The organism is Empedobacter falsenii (assembly GCF_013488205.1).
Classification (GTDB): Bacteria; Bacteroidota; Bacteroidia; order Flavobacteriales; family Weeksellaceae; genus Empedobacter; species Empedobacter falsenii_C.
The window spans coordinates 1,761,303-1,782,329 of record NZ_CP040908.1 but is presented as its reverse complement, the minus strand read 5'-3'; the positions used below and the strand labels follow the sequence as shown (position 1 = coordinate 1,782,329).

Here is a 21,027-nt window from a genome sequence, read left to right as displayed (position 1 = left end):
TGATTTTTATAAAATCCCCATCAATTCTACTTCGAAAATCATAGTAGAATAAGGTCCTAATTCTTTAGAAATTTCACGATCTTTGTAACCTATTTCTGGTTTAACAACGAACCTAAATTTGCTTCCGACAGGCATTAATTGCACTCCTTCTGCCCAACCTTTTATTACATTTTCCAAAGGAAAAGCAGCAGGTTTCTTGCGTAGAACCGAACTATCAAAAACTTCTCCATTGATATTTGTTCCATGATAATGACACAAAACGGTATCTGACAAAGTTGGTTTCACTCCTTCTCCCATTGTGATTACTTCGTACAATAATCCACTTTCGGTTTCGGTTACACCTTCTTTCAATTTATACTCTTCTCGAAAAGCTAAACCTTCAGTTTTGTTCTTTTCAATCAATTCTTGTTTACGTTTTAATAATAATTCAGCTACTCCCATAGCGCAAATTTAAAAGGAAAATTTTTAATTATAGTATATTAATCGTTACTACAAATTAGTTTACTTTTAAAGAAACAATACAACTAAATGAAAAAGACAATTTTCACATTACTTTTTACTATTATTTCAATTGTAATTTTCGGGCAGAATATGGTAAAAGAGATTCCATTTCAATTAACAAAATACAATAATATTTTAGTGCCAGTTATCATCAATCAAAAAGATACGGTGCAATTGATGTTACATACAGGTTCTGATTATATTACGATTATTGAAGATTCATATAAAAAAATGAAATCGATTTCGATTTCTGATACTTTAAACAATGTGACATCTTGGGTGGGATATTCGGATATGAAAATGAGTCAAAACAATGTAATTAAATTTGGTAATGAAGGGTTTAGCAAAATTCCGATTTTTATCGATAAACAATCTGGACATGAGAGTGATGGGAAAATTGGTTTGAAGTTTTTCGAAGGAAAATATTTAGAAATCAATTTTGATGTGAATAAATTATTTGTCTATGATATAGCTCCTAGCAAACTAAAAAAGTATACAAAATTAAATTCGAGATATTCTCAAGAAACGCTGTATATAAAAGCTTTTCCATTCATTGACAAAAAACCGGTTGAAACAGAATTTATGATACACACAGGTTTTTCTGGTGCTTTGATGATTTCAGATGATTTTGCAAAAGAATATAAATTATTAGAAAAATTTGAAATTATTGGAGACTCTAAACTAAGTGATGCTGCTGGAAATGTAATTCTTTCCAAAAAATCAATTTTACCAAATTTCGAATTAGCAAATCAAACATTCAAAAATGTACCTATGTCATTTTTTGATAGCACAATAAAAATTCAACACAAAAATATTATGGGAGGCGATTTGATCAAACGTTTCAATCTAATTCTCAATTCAGAAAAAGATATTTTATATGTAAAGAAAAGTAAATATTATAAAGATGAGTATTTTAAATTGTAAAACTATAAAAATTAATTCTTAATCTCAATGTAGCCCTCGTCAATTAATAAAGAATTGTCATCAATTTGCTTAAAATTCAATAATGAGATTGGTAAAGAATCTACCAAAACAATATTTTTAGCACTGACTTTATATAAATCTGAACCCAATGGTAATTCAGCCCATTCTTTGGTAAGATGATAACCACTTTGTATTATTTTATCTTTTACTTCAATTATCATTAAATCATGAAAGTCCTTGAATTTTCCAGTAAATGATTCTCCTTTAAATTGAGCAACAAAATGATAAACAGTATTTTTTCCTTTCTTTACTTTTAATTTATTATCTTGAAAATCATTATAACATTCAAAATTCATTGAATTCAAACATTTTATTGAAGCAAAATCAATTTCCGAATTATCTTCTTTTGCAATCAATTTATAAACCTTTGTTTTTGGAGTATATTTAATCTTTACAGTTGCATTAAGTTTATTTTAATGCAAATCTTTTGAATTAATGAAAAGAACTTCTTCAATTAAATCTGGATTTTCATCTAAATAATTAAAAACTTCACTTACATAAATACTATCACTCTTAGAAAAGTATTTATCATTTATAATAAACTTCCCGTAATTCGTACTAAGATGTTTTAAGTCATTCTGACTAAATCCATATATACTTAAAAATAAACTAAGAAGTAATAAATATTTCATGAGTTTTCATTTTTAACTAATTTATAGAAAATTTATAAATCATTAGTGATCTTTACTATAAAAAAATCCACTTCAAATGAAGTGGATTTCTTATATAAACTACAGTTGTCTTTTATTTTGCTTTGAATTTGTTAATCGCGTTAATCGTAAATTCCGATAAAACTAATTCACCCGAAATTTTTGCACGATCAATTAATAATTCGTCCCAATTTTCTGTTCCTTCCCACGCAACACGTTTTAAATATTTCATAGCTTCTGGATTTGAATTGGCTAATTTTTTAGCTAAAATATCGATTCCTTCGTCCATTTCAACTGCATTTGCAAAAACTTCTGCATACAAACCTTTTTCTTTCGCCCAATCAGCTGATTGAAATTCAGTTGCATTAATCGCCATTTGTGTAAAAGCAGAATTTCCAACTTTACGTTCTACTGCTGGTCCAACTACAAATGGTCCGATACCTACAGCCAATTCTGATAATTTTACAGATGCAAATTCTGTTGCAAAAGTATAATCTGCTGCCGATGCAATTCCAACACCACCGCCAACTGCTTTTCCCTGAATACGAGCTAAAACAAATTTTGGTGCTTTGCGAATCGCATTAATAACGTGTGCAAATCCAGAGAAAAATTCTAATCCTGTTTCACGATCTTTGATTGAAATTAATTCGTCAAAAGATGCACCAGCACAAAATGTTCTATCTCCAGCACTTCTCAAAACAATAACTTTTACTTCGTCATCGTTTCCTAATTTTTCAATTTCAGTTGCTAAATTTCTTAATTGAGAACCTGGCATTGAATTACTTTGTGGATGAAAGAATTCAATTGTACCAATTCCGTTTTGTATATCTGATTTTACGTAAGCTTTCATAGTAATTTGAATATATGTTAATGTGATAATTTGAAAATTATTAGCTAATTAACAAATTATCACATTATCTAAATAAATTAATCTTGATTTAATTTTTTAACCATTGTTAAGATCGTTGCAATACCAACTGTTTCTCCTGTTTCGTCGTAAATATCAACCAACCAACGAACAATTCCTTTTGCCACATCGTTTTCGTCTTTTTTCTCTTGATCGATTTTTTCTTTACATGTAAAACGAACTCCAATTGTAGAACCTGGATAAACAGGCTTCACAAAACGACATTCATCTAAACCATAGTTTAACAAAACAGGACCTTTTTTAGCTAAAACGAATAAACCAGCTGCTTTAGATAATAAATAGTATCCGTGTGCAACATTACGTTCAAAAATAGTTCCTTCCAAAGAAGTTGCATCAACGTGAGCATAGAAATTATCGCCAGATAAAGCTGCAAATGCATTAATATCTGATTGTTGAATCGTATGTTTCGCTGTGATTAATGTATCACCAACTTTTACTTCTTCAAAATATTTCGCGAATGGATGTTTATCTTCTTCGATATAATCTGCTCCGTATTGGTATTGTTGCGTAACTGCCGTCAATTTATTTGGAGAACCTTGGATTGCTGTACGTTGCATATAGTGTAATACACCACGCTTCCCTCCCATTTCTTCTCCTCCACCTGCACGACCTGGACCTCCGTGAACTAATAATGGAAGTGGTGATCCGTGACCTGTTGATTCTTTGATACATTCAGCATCTAAAATTACGATACGCCCGTGTAAAGAACCTGCATTTAATACAAATTCTGTAGCGATATCATTATCAGCAGTAACAATCGAACAAACTAAAGATCCTTTCCCCATACGAACTAACTCAATTGCTTCAGCAGTTCCGTGGTAAGGAATAATTGTAGAAACTGGTCCAAAAGCTTCGATGTTGTGAACATCAGTTTTATTGAATGGATCGTTGTTTAAAAATAAAATTGGAGAAATGAAAGAACCTTTGTTTTTATCAGCACCTTTCACTTCGAAATTATCTAAGTTTCCAAAAATAATTTCTTGCGAGTTAGCTAATTCTTCTACTTTCTCACGAACTTCTTTAACTTGCGCTGCTCCCGCCAAAGCTCCCATACGAACACCTTCCACATTTGGGTCTCCAATTGTAGTCGTTGCCAAACGTTGTCCTAAAGCAATTTGTACATCCTCAACCAAATGAGCTGGAACCAACGCACGACGAACCGCAGTACACTTTTGCCCTGCTTTTGTTGTCATTTCACGCGTAACCTCTTTAATGAAAATATCAAACTCTGCTGATCCAACTTGTACATCTTCTCCTAAAACACAAGCGTTCAAAGAGTCAGCTTCTAAATTGAATGGTACACCTTCTGAAGTAATTCTTGGATGCGCTTTTAACATTTGTCCTGTCCAAGCAGAACCTGTAAATGTTACAACATCTTCTGACTCAACATTATCTAAAATTCCGTTTGCAGAACCTGTGATTAATTGTAAAGCACCGTCAGGTAAAATTCCAGATTCGATGATTGCACGAACAACAGTTTCCGTTAAGAAAGATGTGATTGTCGCAGGTTTTACGATAGCGGGAACTCCAGCCAATAAGTTAACCGCAACTTTTTCTAACATTCCCCAAACTGGAAAATTGAATGCATTAATATGAATTGCAACACCTCGTTTTGGTGTTAAAATATGTGTACCTAAGAATGTTCCATTTTTTGATAATTTATGCGTTTCACCTTCCACATAAAATGGTTGATCTCCGAATTGACGGCGTAAAGATGCATTGGCAAATAAGTTCCCAATTCCTCCTTCAATATCAACCCAAGAATCTGCACGTGTTGCTCCTGTTGCCCAAGATACTGTGTAAAATTCTTCTTTACGATCCATTAAGTATAAGGCTAATTTTTTCAACATTAAACCTCTTTCTTGGAACGTCATTTTACGTAAAACTGGTCCACCAACTGTACGTGCATAATCCATCATCGCACCGAAATCTAATCCAGCTGATGATGCAGTTCCTATTTCTTCGCCATTGATGGCGTTATATAACATTTGCCCTTCAGACGAACCTTTTGTCCATTGTCCTAAAGCATAATTTTCCAATTGTTTAGCCATTTTTATGTTGTTTGTGTATTTTATTATACGTTCAACGAAATTCGAATTTCGAAATCCGTTTTACTTTGTTTCGTTCCAAGTCTTGTAATTACTTGCCATTGACTCGTAATAATAATCTGGAACTTCTGTTAATGGTTCACAAGCTTTCAAACTCTCATGACAATCACTTGGTAATTGCATATATTGTTGAGTACCTTGATCTTTCCATTCTATCATTTGATCCGAAACTTGTTTTACGATTTTGGCAGGATTTCCAACCACAACACTTCTTGTCGGAATATGCGTATCAGCTTTTATAAATGTTAAAGCACCAACGATACATTCGTCCTCCACTACAACATTATCCATTACAACGGCATTCATCCCTACCATACAATTACGACCAATTGTTGCGCCGTGAATAATTGCTCCGTGACCAATATGTGCTTTTTCTTTTAATCGAACAGTAGTTCCCGGAAACATATGAATCGTACAATTTTCTTGTACATTACAATTATCTTCGATAATAATTTGTCCCCAATCACCACGTAATGCACAACCTGGACCGATATATACATCTTTCCCGATAATCACATTTCCTGTTACCACTGCCTGTGGATGAATAAAAGCTGTTGGATGAACAACGGGTTTATATCCTTTGAATTCGTAAATCATAATTTATAGATTTGAGATAGTAGTATTGAGTAATGAGATTTTGTTTAATTGTCATCCTGAATTCATTTCAGAATCTCATTAAATTGATATGATGATGAAACAAGTTCAACATTTCTAAGATCTAATTTCTCAATACTAAAATCTATTTTATGCTCTTTCAATAATTACGGCATAACCTTGCCCTAAACCGATACACATTGTAACTAATGCATAACGTTTTCCTGTTGCTTGTAATTCGTAAGCTGCAGAATTTAAGATACGAGCTCCAGACATTCCAAGTGGATGTCCTAAAGCAATTGCTCCACCATTTGGATTAATACGAGAATCGTTATCCGCTAAACCTAAGGCACGCGTACATGCTAAAGACTGTGCTGCGAAAGCTTCGTTTAATTCGATAATATCAATATCATTCATTGTTAAACCAGCTTTTTCTAACGCAATTTTCGTTGCATTAACTGGACCAATCCCCATGATACGAGGCTCAACACCTGCAACACCAGAAGAAACAATACGAGCCATTGGTGTTAAACCAAAATCTTTAATCGCTTGTTCTGAAGCTAAAATATTAGCAGCTGCACCATCATTAAGACCAGATGCATTACCAGCAGTTACTGTACCATCTGCTTTGAAAGCTGGACGTAACTTTGATAAAATCTCCATAGTTGTATTATTCTTTGGGAATTCATCAGTATCAAAAATGATTGCATCACCTTTACGTTGTGGAATAATAACAGGAACAATCTCTTTCGCTAAACGTCCATTAGCTTGTGCAGCAGCCGTTTTTTGTTGCGACCAAACGGCAAATAAATCTTGATCTTCACGCGAAATATTATCACGCTCCGCCAAATTTTCTGCTGTATTTCCCATTCCATCAACACCCCACATTTCTTTCATTTTAGGGTTGATAAAACGCCAACCAAAAGTTGAATCATAAATTTGCGCATCACCACCAAATGGAGAAGCTGATTTAGAAACTACTAAAGGGGCACGTGTCATCGATTCTGCTCCACCAGAAATCATTAATTGTGCATCACCAACTTGAATTGCTCTTGATGCAGCAATTGCAGCCGATAATCCAGAAGAACATAAACGGTTTACCGTTTCACCCGGAACTGTATAAGGTAATCCTGATAACAAAGCCGACATACGTGCAATATTACGGTTATCCTCTCCTGCTTGATTTGCATTTCCTAAAATTACATCGTAAAATGCAGCAGGATCGATTGATGGATTTCTTTTTAATAATTCGGCGATTACCATTGCGCCCATATCGTCTGGACGAACAGCTGATAATCCACCTTTTAATTTACCAATTGGAGTTCTAACTCCATCTATAATATATGTTTGGTTCATTTTTATACGTTTTACGTGATACGTTTTACGCTTAACGTTCAAAGAACTTATAACGTAGAACTTATAACATTTTACTCTTCAATCAAAGGTTTACCTGTTCTGAAACAAGTTCCTTTAAATAAAGCAATTAACTCATTGTTTTGATTCGTAACTTTGATATCGTAAATACCTGTTCTTTTTGTCGAAGAAACTTCTTGCGATTCGATTGTAAATACATCACCTTCGTGTCCAGCTTTCGTAAATGAAATATGAACATCTAAAGCAACTGAAATATTATTGTACATATTGCACGAAAAAGCAAACGCAGAATCTGCCATCGCAAAAGTAACGCCTCCGTGAACAGAACCTACTCCGTTCATCATTTCTGGACGAATTGCTGCTTGTAATTTTGCATATCCTTCTCTAACTTCAATTACTTCTAAACCTAACCATTCACTAAATTTATCGTGATCAAGCATTGCATTTAATAACTTTTGTGGTTCCATGTTTTGATATTTTTTTAGTAGAATGTTTTGTTTTCTTTGACGTAATTTCTGATAATTGGACTTAAACGATAACGGTCTTCGTGGTAATAATTGTACAATTCATCTAAATCGTCTTGTACTTTTTCCAAACCATATTCATCCGCCCATTTCAATAATCCTTTTGGATAATTTACACCTTTTGTCATCGCTGTATCTAAATCTTCACGGTTTGCAATGTTTAAAAATAAAGCATCAGCTGCTTCGTTGATTAACATCACTAAAACGCGTTTGTAGATTTTTTCTAATAAAGCTTGATCTTGAGATGGTGCTTTTTTCTCCACTCCTTCTGCATAATTGTAGAATCCACGACCAGATTTACGTCCGTAATATCCCGCTTCGAATAAACGTTTTTGAGAAAAAGATGGTTTGAAACGAGGATCATAAAAGAATGATTCGAAAACAGATTCGGTTACACGATAATTCACATCATGACCGATAAAATCCATTAATTCGAAAGGTCCCATACGGAAACCTCCAACAGAAGTCATTGCAAAATCGATTGTTTCTGCATCGGCTACGCCTTCTTCTAATAAACGAATCGATTCGCTGTAGAATGGACGAGCCACACGATTTACAATAAATCCTGGTGTATCTTTTGTGATGACTGGTAATTTACCAACAGATTGAATTAATGCTTTTACTTCGTCTGCTAATCCTTCGCGTGTTTGCACAGCTGGAATAATTTCTACCAAAGCCATTAATGGTGCTGGATTGAAAAAGTGAATTCCGATTACACGTTCTGGTTTTGAACACGCAGATGCAATTGATGCAATTGATAAAGAAGAAGTGTTTGACGCTAAAATACATTCGTCAGAAACGATTTCTTCCACTTGTTTGAAAACTGATTTTTTGATATCTAAGTTTTCAATAATTGCTTCAATCATTAAATCGATTGATGCAAAAGCTGTTAAACTATCTGCATATTCGATCTTGTTTTGAATTTCTTGTGCTTTTTCAGCAGTATATTTTTCTTTCGCCACTAACTTCTCGAAAGTCTTCGCTAAGTTTTGTTTAGAACGATCTAAAGCTTCTTTATTTGTGTCATATAAAACAACAGAATGACCAGATTGAGCAAAAACTTGCGCAATTCCAGAACCCATTGCTCCACCACCAATAATTCCTATTTTTTTCATTTCTTACTCGCCTTTAAAAACTGGATTTCTTTTCTCGATAAATGCGTCTACACCTTCTTGATAATCCGATGTATTCCCTGATTTAGCTTGAAATAATCCTTCTTGAATTAATTGTTCTTCGATTGAATTATTAAATGTTTGATTCAATAATTTCTTTGTATAAGCCAAACCTTTTGTTGGAAGATTGGCTAATTTATCTGCAATCTTTGCAACTTCAGTATCGAAAATATCATCAGCAAAAAACTCATAAATCATTCCGATTTCTTTAGCTTGAGCCGCCGAAACTTTATCCGCCAGCATCATTAAAGCAGTTGCTTTTTGAAGTCCAATTAAACGAGGTAAGAAATAAGTTCCTCCACAATCTGGAATTAAACCAATTTTAGAAAAAGCTTGAATAAAATTTGTCGATTCTTTCGCGACAACAATGTCACAAGCCAAAGCTAAATTTGCTCCTGCACCGGCAGCAACACCGTTTACAGCAGCAACAACTGGTTTGTCCATGTTTCTAATTTTAAGAACCAATGGATTGTAATTTTCTTGAACGATTTTATTGAAGTCGATTTCTTTTTCTTCTAAAACTTCGCCTAAATCTTGACCAGCGCAGAATGCTTTCCCCGTTCCAGTTAAAACCACTGCACGAACAGAAACATCTTGAGCTGCAACATCCAAGTGATGTTGAAGAGATTTAATCATTTCCTGATTAAAACTGTTAAAAACAGAAGGACGATTCAACGTAATCGTAGCAATTCCTCCCTCTTGTGTGTATAGGATTGATGTTGAATTTTCCATAATTTTTTAGTGATGACATTTGAAATAATCAAATGGTTCGTGGCAGCTATTGCATTGATACATAGCTTTGCAGGCCGTAGAACCAAATTGACTGATAAGTCTGGTATCTGTAGAGCCACATTGTGGACATTCTACATTTTGTTCATCCGAAAAAAGCGCATCAGACGAAGGATTTTTGGTTGGCGGTGCAATTCCATAAGCCTTCATTTTTTGCTTTCCTTCTTCTGTCATCCAATCAGTTGACCATGAAGGGCTCAACTGATTAATGACATTGATATTTTTGAATCCTTTTTCGATTAATTTTAAACGAACAGAAATTGAAATTGCACTCATAGCAGGACATCCTGAATATGTTGGCGTAATTGTAACATTGACACTTTGTTCGTCAATTAATTCAATTTTACGCACAACACCAAGATCGATTACACTAATCACAGGAATTTCTGGATCAGCGACTTCCTCCATGTATTGCCAAATTTCTTTTTCGGTTACCATTGCGAATTAGGATAAGTTCTTTGTAAATATTGTAAATCTGTTAAGATAAATCCTAAATGCTCTGTATGAACACCTTCTTTACCTCCTTTTTGTACAAATGCATTTTCTACATCAGCTTCGATTGTAGCTTCGTCTAAAATTGCTTTTACATTTGCGAACCAAGTTGTTTGAAATTCTTCTGGACTTGAAATTAATCCTTCTTCAACTAAAGCTTTTTGGTAAGGCGCTAATAAAAACGCTTCTTTTACATAAGGTAAAATATTGTTTACAGCTTCCTGAATTTTATCGTGAGATTCTTGTGTTCCATCACCTAAACGAATCATCCATTCTGATGACCATTTTAAGTGATATTTTACTTCTTTCAATGATTTTTCAGCGATGGCTTGTAATTTAAGATCTTTTACTTTCAAGAATTGTTCTAACAATAACGCATGGTAAGAATCATAAAAGAATTGACGTGCAACCGTATCTCCGAAATGTCCGTTTGGTAATTCAACCAACAATAAGTTTTTATATTCACGCTCTTCACGTAACATTGCTAACGTATCTTCAGTTGCTCCATTCCCGATCATTTCCGCAGCATAGTCATAATAATTAGAAGTTTGACCTAATAGATCCAACGCCATATTAGACATTGCAATGTCTTGTTCTAAAATTGGACCATGACCACACCATTCGCATAAACGTTGCGCCAAAATTAGATTTGTATCCGCTAAATGCAAGATAAAATCGATGTAATTTTGATTGTTTTGATAAACTGTACTTGTCATAAATTACATGTTTTTAATTTCTTCTGGTACATCATAAAAAGTTGGATGACGGTAAACTTTGTCTTCTGCAGGGTCAAAAAATTGTTCTGCTTCATCAGGATTAGAAGCATGGATATTAGCAGATTCTACCACCCAAATACTTACACCTTCTAAACGACGTGTATATACATCGCGTGCATTTTCTAGTGCCATTGTAGCATCAGCAGCATGTAAGCTCCCAACGTGTTTATGGTCTAACCCTTGTTTACTTCTAATGAATACTTCCCATAAAGGCCAATCTCTATTTTCCATCTTTTTATGCGTTTTTGCGTTGTTCTTTTTCTAATTCTCTTTGTTTTCTTTTTTCGTGGTAAGCTGTTGCTGCATCACGAACCCAAGCTCCTTCGTTGTGTGCGTTACGGCGAGCATCCAAACGTTGTTTGTTACATTTACCGTTTCCTTTCACAACATTCCAGAATTCTTCCCAATCAATTTCTCCGAATTCGTAGTGCCCTGTTTCTTCGTTGAATTTTAGATCTGGATCTGGAATAGTTAATCCTAAATATTCGGCTTGAGGAATAGAAATATCTACGAAACGTTGACGTAATTCGTCATTCGAGAAACGTTTGATTCTCCATTTCATTGATAATTCTGAGTTTGATGATTCTTCGTCTTTTGGTCCAAACATCATTAATGTAGGCCACCACCAACGATTCATTGCATCTTGCAACATCGCTTTTTGTTCTGGTGTTCCTTTTGATAATACCACTAATGCTTCATAACCTTGTCTTTGGTGGAAAGATTCTTCTTTACAAACACGCACCATTGCACGAGCATAAGGTCCGTAAGAAGTTCTACATAATGGAACTTGATTCAGAATCGCAGCTCCATCTACCAACCAACCAATCATTCCGATATCTGCCCAAGTAAGGGTTGGATAATTGAAGATTGATGAATATTTTGCTTTACCTGAATGTAAGTCATTTAATGTTTGAATACGAGAAACACCTAACGTTTCAGCAGCACAGTATAAATATAATCCGTGACCAGCTTCGTCTTGAACTTTCGCTAACAAAATTTTCTTTCTATTTAACGAAGGCGCTCTTGTAATCCAGTTTGCTTCTGGTAACATTCCAACAATTTCTGAGTGAGCATGTTGAGAGATTTGTCTGATTAATGTTTTACGGTATGCATCTGGCATCCAGTCTTTTGGTTCGATACGAACTTCATTTTCAATCTTATTATCGAAGATTTCTTGAAAATCAATTTCTTTTGCACTCATTTCTAAACGTTTTTAAAGTTGATTATTTGGCATCAAAATCTACCACTACTTCTGCAGAACGAGGATGCGCTTGACACGCTAATACAAATCCTCTTTCTAATTCATCTGGCTCAAGTGAGTAGTTGATGTCCATTTCTACCTCACCCTTCTCTACTTTACACTTACAAGTTGCGCAAACACCACCTTTACAAGCATAAGGTAAATCAGCTCCGTTTTGTAAAGCCGCATCTAAGATTGTGTCGCCATTGTAACCCAAATCAATCTGTAAAGCTGTTGCATCTAATTTGATGGTAACTTTACTCATTGTGTCATCTGATTGTTTTACAGCTTTTTGACGCTCTACCTTTTTCGCTTCTGCAGATGCACTATAGAATAACTCGAAATGCAAATGTTTTGCATCAACTCCTGCTTCTACAAAAGCGTCACGACCGCTTAAAATCATTTCTTCTGGTCCACAAAGGAAAACTTCGCTTACTTCTTTTGGATCGATGATATTTTGCAAGAAATATTCAATTTTTGCTTTATCAATACGACCACTCAAAATCTCAGCATCAGCCGTTTCGCGACTCAAGATATTGTAAACGCTAATGCGTTCCATGTATCTATTTTTTAATGCTTCAATTTCTTCTTTAAAAATAATCGAACCTTTGTTTCTGTTTCCATATAACAGCACAAATTGACTGTTAGGTTCTGTTTGTAGAACTGTTTTGATAATCGAAAGTACTGGTGTAATTCCTGATCCCGCCACAATTCCTACATATAATTTTTTGTTGTCTTCGTGTACTTCTGTAAAGAAATTTCCTTGTGGAGTCATTACATCAAGAACATCGCCAACTTTGATTGTATCGTTAACAAATGTCGAGAAAATTCCATCCTCAATTTTCTTTACAGCAACTCTTAATTCATTATCCAAAGGACTTGAACAAATTGAGTAAGAACGTCTAATTTCTTCGTTATTGTGAAGATTTTTGAACGTTAAATATTGACCATGTTTGAATTTGAATTCTTGGTTTAATTCTTCTGGCACTTCAAATGTAACGGATACACAATCTGGTGTTTCCTTTTTTACATTTTTAACGCGTAATTGGTGAAAATTTATAGCCATATTATTTTTGAAATCCGTTAATTAATAGTGTCATTAAGTCATTTTCTAATTGCTCTGGTGAGATATCTCGTCCAGGTTTGTACCACAATTCTATCCAACGTAATGATGATAATAAAGTAAATAAAGCAACCGAAACATTCAAGTCTTTAAATTCGCCTGCTGCAATTCCTGCTTTAATAAGATTAGCGATTCTTTTTTCGTATCCTTTTCGAATTGTTTTGTACAATTCTTTTTTCGTATCCGAAAGATTTTTCCAATCATTATTTGCAACAGAAACTTCGTTTGGCTCATCAATAATCATTCTGACGTGTAATTGAATTAAATCTCTCAATTTCTGAACATTTGATTCGTCAGTATCTTCAATCGAACTAATGTGAGAAACATATTGATTGGCAACTTTAAAACAAATCTCTTCTAAAATTTCGTCTTTCGAACGAATGTGATTGTATAAACTTGCCGCTTCCATTCCAACTTTTTCAGCCAGTTCGCGCATTGATGTAGCCGAATATCCTTTTTGTTTAAAGATTAATGCAGCTTCTTGAATAATCAGTTCTTTTTTACTTTGTTTAGGCATATATTTATAAATGTCTGTTATCGATGATTCGGTTTAATTTTCCTCCTTCACTTTTCGGAAGTCCATCAACTTGATACAATTTAACATTCATTCCTAATCCAATATTGTCTCTAATCTTTTTGTGAATGTTAGAGATTAATTTGCAACATGCATGATTAGATTCGTCGTTCAAATTATCACAAGTGAAACCTTGGCTTGCAAAATAGTCAGGATTAATTTCAAATCCAACTTCTACAGCATCCATATTTTTAGGTTTTGTTAAAACTACTTGATAATTTGGTGATAATTCTGGGAATTCTGGAATAAAATCAGCGATTTGCGTGTGAAAGAAATTTACACCTCTAATAATCATCATATCATCTGCACGACCAATAATCGGTCCCATTTTGATATGTGTTCTTTTCTTAGAATGTTCGTACGTAAGGGTTGTAATATCTCCAGTCCAATAACGCACCAATGGTAAAGCTTCTTTTGTTAACGTTGTAATCACTAAAACTCCAGGTTGTCCGTAAGGTACAGGCTCACCTGTTTTCTCGTCTACAATTTCTGGAAAGAAATGATCTTCCCAAATGTAAGATCCTGTTCCTTGCTCTTCGTAATCTTCGTTAGACACACCAGGTCCGATAATTTCGCTCAATCCATAGATATTAGACGCTTTGATGTTTAAACTTCCTTCTACTTCTTGACGTAATGCTTCTGACCAAGGTTCTGATCCTAAAATCGCAAACTTAAGGTTTAAGCTTTCTAACGATTCTCCTCTTTTTTTGATTTCCTCTGCTACTGTTAATGCATACGATGGTGTTGCACAAATAGCATCAGCTTGAAAATCTTTCAACAACATGATTTGTTTTTCAGTATTTCCACCAGAAATAGGAACAACTGTCATTCCTAATTTTTCTGCTCCATAATGTAATCCCAAACCTCCTGTAAACAAACCATAACCATAGGCATTTTGTAATGTCATTCCTGGTTCGCATCCAGAAGCTGCTAAAGAACGTGCTACTACTTCTGAAAATAATTCGATGTCGTTTTTGGTATAACCTACAACAGTTGGTTTTCCTGTTGTGCCGCTTGAACAATGTAAACGGATTACGTTGCTCTTTGGTTCTGCAAATAATCCGAACGGATAGTTCTCTCTTAAATGTGTTTTTTTGGTGAAAGGTAATTTGTGTAGATCTTCAACACCTTTGATGTCTTCTGGCTTTATTCCAGCTGCATCAAATGCTTCTTTGTAAAAAGGTACTCTGTTATACACTTTTTGTAACATGTTTTGAAGTCTTTCGTTTTGAAGAACGCGCAATTTTTCAATTGGCATTTGTTCTATCTCGGGATTAAATATCATAATTTTTGCAGATTTTGATTTTTGATAATAACAAATTTAATCAAAAAAAACAAAAAAACTAACAAACGTTAGTTTTTTTAGTGTAAAAAATACAATTATTATTAATTATTGCCTTTTTAATAGGATAAAATACTATTAATCAATGTTTTTAATTTTTCAGCATTTGGTAACATTTCTGCTTCTAAAGTGGAATTTAATGGAATTGCTGGCATATCTTGTGCTCCTAACACACGAATTGGAGCATCTAAGTACTCAAAACATTCTTCATTAATTAAGCCTGCAATGCTCTGTGCAAAAGAGTTTTGCTTCGCTTCTTCTGTCAAAACAATACAACGATTGTGTTTTTTTACACTATTAAAGATTGACTCCTCGTCTAACGGAACTAAAGTTCTTAAATCAATAATTTCGACTTGATTAGGAAAATCTTTTGCCGCTTGTTTCGCCCAATACACTCCCATTCCGTATGTAATAATTGAAACAGAATTATGATTTTGAGAAGATTCAGCTGTTAAAACTTCACGTGCTTTACCAAAAGGCAATACATAATCTTCGTCTGGCTCAACAGTCGCCGCATCTTCTGTTCCTTTTATTTTACTCCAATACAACCCTTTGTGTTCTAACATTACCACAGGATTTGGATCATAATATGCTGCTTTCATCAAGCCTTTCAAATCCGCTCCAGTAGATGGATATGCAATTTTAATTCCTTTGATATTCGTCAAAACACTTTCTACTGAACTTGAATGATAAGGACCTCCGCTTCCGTACGCACCAATTGGTACACGTAAAATCATCGAAACTGGCCATTTACCGTTTGATAAATAATTAGAACGCGCCACTTCTGTAAACAATTGATTAAGACCTGGCCAAATATAATCTGCAAATTGCACCTCAACAATTGGTTTTAAGCCAGCTGCAGACATTCCAACTGTAGATCCAATTATAAACGCTTCTTGAATTGGTGTGTTAAATACACGATTTTTACCATATTGTTTTGCTAAAGTTGCCGCTTCACGAAAAACTCCACCTAAACGCAACCCAACATCTTGTCCATATAATAAAGCTTCTGGATGCTCTGCCATTAATTCACGAATCGCAAACAATGCAGAATCTACCATTACTGTTTTTTCTTTTCCTTCTGGAGAACGATTTCCTTTTTCTTCTGTAATCGGTGTTGACGCAAAAACATGCGTATATAAATCTTCAGGACGAGGATCTTCTGCTTTTAAGGCTTCTTGATATTCAGTCTGTACTTGTTCTCTTATCTTATTCTCAATTTCGATTAAATCATTTTCATCGAAACCTTCATTTAATAACGTATTTTTTAATTTATCATAAGGATCACGAGATTGTGCTTCCTCCAAATCATCTCTGTACCATTCTTTACGAACGCCAGATGTATGATGATTCAATAAAGGAACTTTTGCATGAACTAAAATCGGACGACGTTCTGTACGAATAATTTCAATTGCACGTTGAACCGTTTCATAAGAAGCCAAGAAATCTGTTCCATCAACCACAAAAACTTCCAAACCATTGAAACCTTTCGCATAATGAGAAATATCCTGCGCACGAATTTCATCTGCCGATGCCGAAATATCCCATTCATTATCTTGAACCAAATATAAAATTGGTAATTGTTTCAAAGCTGCCATTTGGAAAGCTTCTGCCACTTCGCCTTCTGTACAAGACGCATCTCCTAACGAACAAACCGAAATTGGTTTTACTTTTTCGTCACAAAGACCTTCTAACTCTTTGTATTGCATTCCCATCGCAATTCCTGTTGTTGGAATCGCTTGCATTCCAGTTGCACTACTTTGATGCGGAATTTTTGGCATATTATCACGACGCAAACTAGGATGAGAATAATACGTTCTTCCTCCAGAAAAAATATCATCACGTTTTGCCAATAATTGCAACATCAATTCATAAGGTGTTATTCCTATTGATAATAACATTGCATCGTCTCGGTAATATGCACTTAAGTAATCTTGTGGTAATAATTGTAATCCTGTTGCAATTTGAATTGCTTCGTGTCCACGCGCAGTTGCGTGTACATATTTGCTTGTTACAGCTTTATTTTCTTCGTATAATTCGGTTAAAGATTTTGCAGTAACCAATAATTCGTATGCTTTTTTAAGTAATATTGTTGTTGATAATATGGTTTCCATTCTGATTAAATTTGCGTGTTAACATCCCAATTCTCCATATAATCTGAAATTCGTTTCAAGAAAACGCCTCCCAAAGATCCGTCTATCACACGATGATCAAACGAAAGTGACAAATACATAAATTGTCTTGCCACGATAATATCTCCAAATTCAGTTTCCAAAACCGCAGGTTTTTTCTTGATCACACCAGTCGCTAAAATTGCCACTTCTGGTTGATTGATGATTGGCGTTCCCATTAAATTACCAAAAGTTCCCACGTTACTTATTGTGAACGTTCCTCCACGAACATCATCTGGCGAAAGTTTGTTGTTTCTCGCTTTATCTACAATAGAATTTACAGCTTTTGCTAAACCTTCTAAATTCAATTCATTAGCTTGATGAATAACAGGAACAATCAAATTATTACTTGGCAAAGCAGTTGCAATTCCAATATTTATCTCATTGTGTTTGATGATTTTAGTCTCAGTTTCATCAACCGATACATTAACCATTGGAAAATTTTTTATTGCACGAACAACACAATCTACAATTAACGGCGTAAACGTTAATTTTTGTTTATATTTTGCTTCAAAAGCAGCCTTATTTTCTTCGCGCCATTTCACAAAATTAGTAACATCAGGTTCTACATAAGCCGTCACATGAGGCGAAGTTTGTTTACTCTTTTTCATGTGTTTCGAAATCAATTGACGCATTTTATCCATCTCAATGATTTCATCTTTCGCTCCAAAAGAAGAGCTTGAAACTACATTATTCTCAATTAAAGTATTGCTTGAATTATTAGATGTAAATAGTTTATTTTGGATATAATTCAATACATCATTCTTCGAAATTCTCCCATCACGACCAGAACCTTTTATTTGTAAAATATCAGATGATTGAAGATTTTCTTTTTGCATGATACTTTTTACCAAAGGTGATAAAAATTGATTTGTATCGATTGAATTTATAGTTTGTGAAGTTGTAACAGTCTCAATCTTTTTTTCTTCAACATTTTCAGTTTTTTGAGCTGATTGTTGTTGATTTTCTGAAGGCTCAATTAAAGCGAAAACTTCTCCGATTTTTATTTCATCTCCTTCATTAAATCTAAACTCAATAATCTTTCCAGTAATTGTAGAAGGCACATCAGAATCTACTTTATCCGTCGAAACTTCGGCAATTACTTCATCCTCTTGAATGAAATCACCAATGTTTTTTGTAAAACGAACCAATTGTACAGACTCAACACTTTCTCCCAATTTTGGAATCGTTAGTTCTATATTCTTCATTTTATTTGTTTGCAGTTTTGAGCGTTGAAGATAATGATTTTTTATAAAAACTAATGAATGTTAGTTGAAATATTCATTAGTTTTATGCAAATTAATTAAACAATGGAAGATATTTTTGTTGGGATATGGTTTCTTTTTGCATTAACAATGGCCTTTTTACCAATAATGTGTTTAATACATATTATTACACATCAGTTTAGAAATTTAAAAACAAAATTTCTATGGATTTTTGTTGTAGTATTAATTCCGTATTTAGGTTCTATTTTATATTATTTAAAAGGTCGAAATATGGTTATAAATAACTAAAATCTCATCACCAAACCAATTCCCGCTTGATTATTTTGATAAACAGGAAAAACCATTGTTGCGACTTTAGATTCTTTATTTTTTGGAGAAAACCAATTGTTAATCGTAGGAAATAACCAATACGCCAATTCCGTCGATAAAATTCCTATTCCCGCTCCAGCAACAACATCTCCAACCCAATGACGATTGTTGATAACACGATAAACACCCGTAAAAGCAGCCAAAGGAAATCCAGCTAAACTCAACCAAAAATTAGAATCTTGATATTCTCGAAACATAAATTGAGCCGTAGAAAACGCATTTGCCGTATGTCCAGAGGGAAAAGAAAGATTGTTTGTACCATCGGGTCTTTCTTCTTGTACAGTGTGCTTTAATCCCATCACCAAACCTGTATTAATGATTTGAGAAGTTGCAAAAATTATTGTCCGATCTCGTAAATTATGTTTCCCTTGAACGCCAGCTAAGTTCAATCCATAGACCGCTGCAGCAGGTAAATATTGTGTATAATTATCAAATTTATTTCCTTTTGTTTTATCTTCTAAAATTTCATTTTGAGTAGATTTATTCAAATTATCCAACGCTGGAATTGCCAAACTCAAACTTCCATATGTAATTAAAGTCGCAGGAATAATCAACTTTTTGGCGTTAAAATGATAAACTTTATCTTCTGGATTAAATGTTTGCTTTGGAATAGAATCAAGTTGAATTGAATCCGTTTTAGTTTGCTGAATTGTATCTTGTGCATTTCCTTTTATCGAAAATATTGAAAGTAATACACAATTCATTAGTATCGTTTTTGTTTTAATTTGGTTCATTTTCACATTCATTTTATTGAACAAATGTATTTGAAACCTGCTTACGCAAAACTTAAGATTTGATTAAGAAAAAAGCCATTAGAAATAATCCAATGGCTTTTAAAAATATCTATTTATAAATTTCCTCGACGTTCTTGTTCTCTTTCTAAGGCTTCAAACAATGCTTTGAAATTTCCTGCTCCAAACGATTGCGCTCCATGACGCTCGATAATTTCGTAGAATAATGTTGGACGATCTTCGACTGGTTTTGTAAAAATTTGTAACAAATAACCTTCTTCATCACAATCAACCAAAATTCCTAAATCTTGTAACTTCTTGATATCCTCATCAATTTCACCCACACGTTCTGGAATCATATCGTAATAAGCCTCTGGTGGCGCAGATAAAAACTCAACTCCGCGAGATTTAAGCTCTGTAACAGTTTTTACAATATCCTTAGTTGCAACTGCAATATGCTGCACACCTTCTCCTTCGTAAAAATCTAAATATTCTTCAACTTGAGATTTCTTTTGACCTTCTGCAGGCTCATTAATAGGGAATTTTGAATAACCATTTCCGTTACTCATCACTTTCGACATTAATGCTGAATATTCTGTATTGATTTGTTTGTCATCAAATGATAAAATATTTACAAATCCCATTACATCTTGATACCAAGCAACTGCCTCGTTCATGCGATTCCAACCTACATTACCAACGCAATGATCCACATACAATAAACCACAATCTGTTGGTTGATATGTTGATTCAGATTTCACATAACCGGGCATAAAAGGACCTTCATAATTTTTACGCTCAATAAACATATGAATCGTTTCACCATATGTATAAATTCCAGACATTTTTACTTCACCAAACTCATCTGTAATCGTAGTTGGCTCCATATACGGTTTTCCTCCACGTTTCGTTGTTTGTTCAAAAGCATCGTATGCATCATCCACCCAAAGTGCCAAAATTTTAACCCCATCGCCATGTTTCATTGCATGTTGACAAATTGGAGAATCTGATTTTAAACCAGAAGTTAATACCAAACGAATCTTCCCTTGTTGTAAAACATAAGAAGCTCTATCTCTCACTCCTGTTTCTGGCCCTGCATACGCAACTTCCTGAAATCCGAAAGCTGTTTTGTAATAATGTGCAGATTGTTTTGCATTACCAACATAAAACTCGATATAATCTGTTCCATTAATTGGAAGAAAATCTTGTGCTAATGCTATTTTTTCTGCAAATGTTTGTGTACTCATTTTTATTGTGTTTTTATTTTTATGTATTATGTAAAAAGTAAAATGTATTAAGTTTTACTGTATATGATTTATTCAGCTTCTATTTATTTAAAATATTTGATTTTGAATCAAG

At 34.0% G+C, this 21,027-nt stretch carries 23 protein-coding genes; 2 read left to right on the top strand and 21 right to left on the bottom strand.

Annotated elements, in window-relative coordinates:
- Positions 1-6: 6 nt before the first annotated feature.
- Positions 7-441: an FKBP-type peptidyl-prolyl cis-trans isomerase gene (locus tag FH779_RS08245; RefSeq protein ID WP_180906699.1), complete on the bottom strand. Its 435-nt coding sequence runs from the start codon at positions 439-441 to the stop codon at positions 7-9.
- 87 nt (positions 442-528) lie between these two features.
- Between FH779_RS08245 and FH779_RS08240 the strand changes: the two genes are divergently transcribed.
- Positions 529-1,425 (top strand): hypothetical protein, encoded by an 897-nt coding sequence (locus FH779_RS08240; RefSeq protein WP_180906698.1) that lies wholly within the window; start codon positions 529-531, stop codon positions 1,423-1,425.
- An 11-nt stretch (positions 1,426-1,436) separates the two neighbouring features.
- Here FH779_RS08240 and FH779_RS08235 read toward each other — a convergent pair whose 3' ends face one another.
- The 18 genes from FH779_RS08235 to FH779_RS08150 all read right to left on the bottom strand — a co-directional run bounded on the left by FH779_RS08235 (position 1,437) and on the right by FH779_RS08150 (position 18,550).
- Positions 1,437-1,841, bottom strand: a complete 405-nt coding sequence (locus tag FH779_RS08235) for a hypothetical protein (protein WP_180906697.1) — start codon at positions 1,839-1,841, stop codon at positions 1,437-1,439.
- A 57-nt stretch (positions 1,842-1,898) separates the two neighbouring features.
- Positions 1,899-2,117 carry a hypothetical protein gene (locus tag FH779_RS08230; RefSeq protein WP_180906696.1) on the bottom strand — a complete coding sequence of 73 codons (219 nt, stop codon included), beginning with the start codon at positions 2,115-2,117 and terminating at the stop codon, positions 1,899-1,901.
- Positions 2,118-2,229: 112 nt separating this feature from the next.
- The gene (locus tag FH779_RS08225; RefSeq protein ID WP_180906695.1) at positions 2,230-2,985 is read right to left on the bottom strand and encodes an enoyl-CoA hydratase/isomerase family protein; all 756 of its coding nucleotides are present in this window, start codon (positions 2,983-2,985) and stop codon (positions 2,230-2,232) included.
- A gap of 77 nt (positions 2,986-3,062) precedes the next feature.
- Positions 3,063-5,114 (bottom strand): phenylacetic acid degradation bifunctional protein PaaZ, encoded by a 2,052-nt coding sequence (gene paaZ / locus FH779_RS08220; RefSeq protein ID WP_180906694.1) that lies wholly within the window; start codon positions 5,112-5,114, stop codon positions 3,063-3,065.
- Between the two features lie 60 nt (positions 5,115-5,174).
- The gene (locus tag FH779_RS08215; RefSeq protein WP_180906693.1) at positions 5,175-5,768 is read right to left on the bottom strand and encodes an acyltransferase; all 594 of its coding nucleotides are present in this window, start codon (positions 5,766-5,768) and stop codon (positions 5,175-5,177) included.
- 147 nt (positions 5,769-5,915) lie between these two features.
- Positions 5,916-7,121, bottom strand: a complete 1,206-nt coding sequence (gene pcaF, locus FH779_RS08210) for a 3-oxoadipyl-CoA thiolase (RefSeq protein WP_180906692.1) — start codon at positions 7,119-7,121, stop codon at positions 5,916-5,918.
- 71 nt (positions 7,122-7,192) lie between these two features.
- Positions 7,193-7,606 carry a hydroxyphenylacetyl-CoA thioesterase PaaI gene (gene paaI, locus FH779_RS08205; RefSeq protein ID WP_180906691.1) on the bottom strand — a complete coding sequence of 138 codons (414 nt, stop codon included), beginning with the start codon at positions 7,604-7,606 and terminating at the stop codon, positions 7,193-7,195.
- A 14-nt stretch (positions 7,607-7,620) separates the two neighbouring features.
- Positions 7,621-8,778, bottom strand: coding sequence for a 3-hydroxyacyl-CoA dehydrogenase NAD-binding domain-containing protein (locus FH779_RS08200; RefSeq protein ID WP_180906690.1), 1,158 nt, complete (start codon positions 8,776-8,778; stop codon positions 7,621-7,623).
- A 3-nt stretch (positions 8,779-8,781) separates the two neighbouring features.
- Positions 8,782-9,567 carry an enoyl-CoA hydratase-related protein gene (locus FH779_RS08195; RefSeq protein WP_180906689.1) on the bottom strand — a complete coding sequence of 262 codons (786 nt, stop codon included), beginning with the start codon at positions 9,565-9,567 and terminating at the stop codon, positions 8,782-8,784.
- A gap of 6 nt (positions 9,568-9,573) precedes the next feature.
- Entirely contained in the window at positions 9,574-10,062 is a 489-nt protein-coding gene (gene paaD / locus FH779_RS08190; RefSeq protein WP_180906688.1) for a 1,2-phenylacetyl-CoA epoxidase subunit PaaD, read from the bottom strand.
- Positions 10,056-10,832: a 1,2-phenylacetyl-CoA epoxidase subunit PaaC gene (paaC, locus tag FH779_RS08185; protein WP_180906687.1), complete on the bottom strand. Its 777-nt coding sequence runs from the start codon at positions 10,830-10,832 to the stop codon at positions 10,056-10,058. The genes paaD and paaC overlap by 7 nt, the downstream gene beginning before the upstream one ends.
- Before the next feature lie 3 nt (positions 10,833-10,835).
- A complete protein-coding gene (paaB, locus tag FH779_RS08180; RefSeq protein WP_038335709.1) occupies positions 10,836-11,123 on the bottom strand; it encodes a 1,2-phenylacetyl-CoA epoxidase subunit PaaB in 288 nt (95 codons plus the stop codon).
- A 4-nt stretch (positions 11,124-11,127) separates the two neighbouring features.
- Entirely contained in the window at positions 11,128-12,093 is a 966-nt protein-coding gene (gene paaA, locus FH779_RS08175) for a 1,2-phenylacetyl-CoA epoxidase subunit PaaA (protein ID WP_038335708.1), read from the bottom strand.
- 22 nt (positions 12,094-12,115) lie between these two features.
- Positions 12,116-13,198: a 1,2-phenylacetyl-CoA epoxidase subunit PaaE gene (paaE, locus tag FH779_RS08170; protein WP_180906686.1), complete on the bottom strand. Its 1,083-nt coding sequence runs from the start codon at positions 13,196-13,198 to the stop codon at positions 12,116-12,118.
- Position 13,199: 1 nt separating this feature from the next.
- On the bottom strand, positions 13,200-13,772 hold the full coding sequence (locus FH779_RS08165) for a TetR/AcrR family transcriptional regulator (protein ID WP_115000316.1): 573 nt from the start codon (positions 13,770-13,772) through the stop codon (positions 13,200-13,202).
- 4 nt (positions 13,773-13,776) lie between these two features.
- Positions 13,777-15,114, bottom strand: coding sequence for a phenylacetate--CoA ligase family protein (locus tag FH779_RS08160; RefSeq protein ID WP_180906685.1), 1,338 nt, complete (start codon positions 15,112-15,114; stop codon positions 13,777-13,779).
- Positions 15,115-15,230: 116 nt separating this feature from the next.
- A complete protein-coding gene (locus FH779_RS08155; RefSeq protein ID WP_180906684.1) occupies positions 15,231-17,285 on the bottom strand; it encodes an alpha-ketoacid dehydrogenase subunit alpha/beta in 2,055 nt (684 codons plus the stop codon).
- A gap of 5 nt (positions 17,286-17,290) precedes the next feature.
- Positions 17,291-18,550: a dihydrolipoamide acetyltransferase family protein gene (locus FH779_RS08150; RefSeq protein WP_180906683.1), complete on the bottom strand. Its 1,260-nt coding sequence runs from the start codon at positions 18,548-18,550 to the stop codon at positions 17,291-17,293.
- A gap of 102 nt (positions 18,551-18,652) precedes the next feature.
- Between FH779_RS08150 and FH779_RS17715 the strand changes: the two genes are divergently transcribed.
- Complete coding sequence (locus FH779_RS17715; RefSeq protein ID WP_115000325.1) at positions 18,653-18,856, top strand: PLDc N-terminal domain-containing protein; 204 nt, start codon at positions 18,653-18,655, stop codon at positions 18,854-18,856.
- Here FH779_RS17715 and FH779_RS08140 read toward each other — a convergent pair.
- Both FH779_RS08140 and hppD read right to left on the bottom strand, forming a co-directional pair.
- Entirely contained in the window at positions 18,853-19,641 is a 789-nt protein-coding gene (locus FH779_RS08140; RefSeq protein ID WP_244958046.1) for a phosphatase PAP2 family protein, read from the bottom strand. The two genes, FH779_RS17715 and FH779_RS08140, sit on opposite strands and share 4 nt — an antisense overlap.
- A gap of 143 nt (positions 19,642-19,784) precedes the next feature.
- On the bottom strand, positions 19,785-20,915 hold the full coding sequence (hppD, locus tag FH779_RS08135; RefSeq protein WP_125350265.1) for a 4-hydroxyphenylpyruvate dioxygenase: 1,131 nt from the start codon (positions 20,913-20,915) through the stop codon (positions 19,785-19,787).
- Between the last annotated feature and the right edge of the window lie 112 nt (positions 20,916-21,027).